This is a genomic window from Microcoleus sp. MON2_D5 (genome assembly GCF_036701905.1).
Taxonomy (GTDB): Bacteria; Cyanobacteriota; Cyanobacteriia; order Cyanobacteriales; family Microcoleaceae; genus Microcoleus.
On sequence record NZ_JAUBRM010000205.1, the window covers coordinates 1 to 2,995 of the forward strand.

The window sequence follows — 2,995 nt, forward strand, 5'->3', positions numbered from 1 at the left end:
GAAAGGGCACTCTAATGAGACTGCCGGTGACAAACCGGAGGAAGGTGGGGATGACGTCAAGTCCTCATGGCCCTTATAGGTGGGGCTACACACGTCATACAATGGCCGGTACAAAGGGTCGCAAACCCGCGAGGGGGAGCCAATCCATCAAAGCCGGTCGTAGTCCGGATCGCAGTCTGCAACTCGACTGCGTGAAGTCGGAATCGCTAGTAATCGTGGATCAGCATGTCACGGTGAATACGTTCCCGGGTCTTGTACACACCGCCCGTCACACCATGGGAGCGGGTCTCGCCAGAAGTAGTTAGCCTAACCGCAAGGAGGGCGATTACCACGGCGGGGTTCGTGACTGGGGTGAAGTCGTAACAAGGTAGCCGTATCGGAAGGTGCGGCTGGATCACCTCCTTTCTGGAAAAGAGCAATCAAGCTCAAACGCTCACACTTATCGGTTGTTGGAAGGACGTCGCCAGCGATCCGGGTTTCGACCTGGGGCAGTCAAGCGACCGGCTTGGGTCTGTAGCTCAGTTGGTTAGAGCACCGTCTTGATAAGGCGGGGGTCGTTGGTTCGAGACCAACCAGACCCACCATCCCCTCCAATGAGCGCAAGACATCCTGGGGGATTAGCTCAGCTGGGAGAGCACCTGCTTTGCAAGCAGGGGGTCGTCGGTTCGATCCCGTCATCCTCCACCAACGTTGCCCGTGCGACGTTCTTGTCAGATAAATCCACATCAAAGTATCCTGGGCCGGTGGGCCCGAGGGTATTTTGATGTTGATTGATATCCATCGATTGACCGGTGACCGCGAGGTTGCCACGGCTGTTCTTTAAAAATTCATAGAGTCGAATCAGCGTTGCTGATGGAAAGCACATATTCGTAAAGGTTTCATGTGCACCGTGCCATCAGCAACATTTTTTGATTGCGTCAACGAATATTCAATTTGATCGAAAGATGCGAATTGAAACGGCATAACGCGTCAGGTGAAAGACCTGACAGACATTTGCTTGATGTAATTTTGTGTTTGGCCGGGTTGAACGACCTGGTGAGACGTCAAAGTTATAGGGTCAAGTGAATAAGAGCACGTGGTGGATGCCTTGGCGATGATAGGCGACGAAGGACGTGATAGCCTGCGATAAGCTTCGGGGAGCTGGCAAATAAGCTTTGATCCGGAGATTTCCGAATGGGGAAACCCACCTAGCAGTAGGTATCGCATGATGAATACATAGTCATGCGAGGCGAACCGGGTGAACTGAAACATCTCAGTAGCTCGAGGAAAAGACATCAACCGAGATTCCGAAAGTAGTGGCGAGCGAAATCGGAAGAGCCTGTTAGTGATAGCACAAGACTTAACGGAACGCCTTGGAAAGGGCGGCCATAGCGGGTGATAGCCCCGTACGTGAAAAGACCTGTGTGGTACTGAGCTAACGACAAGTAGGGCGGGACACGAGAAATCCTGTCTGAATATGGGGGGACCATCCTCCAAGGCTAAATACTCATCATCGACCGATAGTGAACAAGTACCGTGAGGGAAAGGCGAAAAGAACCCCGGGAGGGGAGTGAAATAGATCCTGAAACCGCGTGCTTACAAAAAGTAGGAGCCTCGAAAGGGGTGACTGCGTACCTTTTGTATAATGGGTCAGCGACTTACATTCAGTGGCAAGGTTAACCGAATAGGGAAGCCGTAGAGAAATCGAGTCCGAATAGGGCGATTCAGTCGCTGGGTGTAGACCCGAAACCAAGTGATCTATCCATGGCCAGGATGAAGGTGCCGTAACAGGTACTGGAGGTCCGAACCGACTAGTGTTGCAAAACTAGCGGATGAGCTGTGGATAGGGGTGAAAGGCTAAACAAACTTGGAAATAGCTGGTTCTCTCCGAAAACTATTTAGGTAGTGCCTCAAGTATTACCGTCGGGGGTAGAGCACTGTTTTGGCTAGGGGGTCATGGCGACTTACCAAACCAAGGCAAACTCCGAATACCGATGAGTACAGCTTGGGAGACAGAGCACCGGGTGCTAACGTCCGGACTCAAGAGGGAAACAACCCAGACCGCCAGCTAAGGTCCCTAAAATTGGCTAAGTGGGAAACGAAGTGGGAAGGCTAAAACAGTCAGGATGTTGGCTTAGAAGCAGCCATCATTTAAAGAAAGCGTAATAGCTCACTGATCGAGTCGTCCTGCGCGGAAGATGTAACGGGGCTAAGCCAGTTACCGAAGCTGCGGATTTGCAATTTATTGCAAGTGGTAGGAGAGCGTTCTGTAAGCCTGTGAAGGTGTCTTGTAAAGGATGCTGGAGGTATCAGAAGTGCGAATGCTGACATGAGTAGCGTTAAAGGGGGTGAAAAGCCCCCTCGCCGTAAGCGCAAGGTTTCCTACGCAACGTTCATCGGCGTAGGGTGAGTCGGCCCCTAAGGCGAGGCAGAGATGCGTAGCTGATGGGAAACAGGTCAATATTCCTGTACCGATTACAAGTGCGATGTGGGGACGGATCTTAATAGGTTATCCGGCTGTTGGATGTGCCGGTTTAGACAGAAGTAGGCGACACGTAGGCAAATCCGCGTGTCATATACCGAGGCTGTTGATCGAGCGAGCTTGCTCGCGAAGTAACTGAACGAGGTCCCAGGAAAAGCCACTAAGCTTCAGCTTGTAATTGACCGTACCGCAAACCGACACTGGTGCGCGAGATGAGTATTCTAAGGCGCTTGAGAGAACTCAGGAGAAGGAACTCGGCAAATTGACACCGTAACTTCGGAAGAAGGTGTGCCCTAGTAATGTGATGAGAACATCTGAGCATGAACGGGTTGCAAAAAATTGGTGGCTGCGACTGTTTATTAAAAACACAGCACTCTGCAAACACGAAAGTGGACGTATAGGGTGTGACGCCTGCCCGGTGCTGGAAGATTAATTGATGGGGTGCAAGCTCTTGATCGAAGTCCCAGTAAACGGCGGCCGTAACTATAACGGTCCTAAGGTAGCGAAATTCCTTGTCGGGTAAGTTCCGACCTG

At 51.6% G+C, this 2,995-nt stretch carries 2 tRNA genes and 2 rRNA genes; all 4 read left to right on the forward strand.

Annotated features, from left to right (window positions below):
- Window positions 1–405: ribosomal RNA gene (locus tag QUA47_RS30575) — 16S ribosomal RNA — on the forward strand; the annotation flags it as partial.
- Between the two features lie 102 nt (window positions 406–507).
- A tRNA-Ile gene (locus tag QUA47_RS30580) sits at window positions 508–584 on the forward strand.
- 27 nt (window positions 585–611) lie between these two features.
- Window positions 612–687 (forward strand) — tRNA-Ala (locus QUA47_RS30585).
- A 368-nt stretch (window positions 688–1,055) separates the two neighbouring features.
- Window positions 1,056–2,995 (forward strand): 23S ribosomal RNA (locus QUA47_RS30590); the annotation flags it as partial.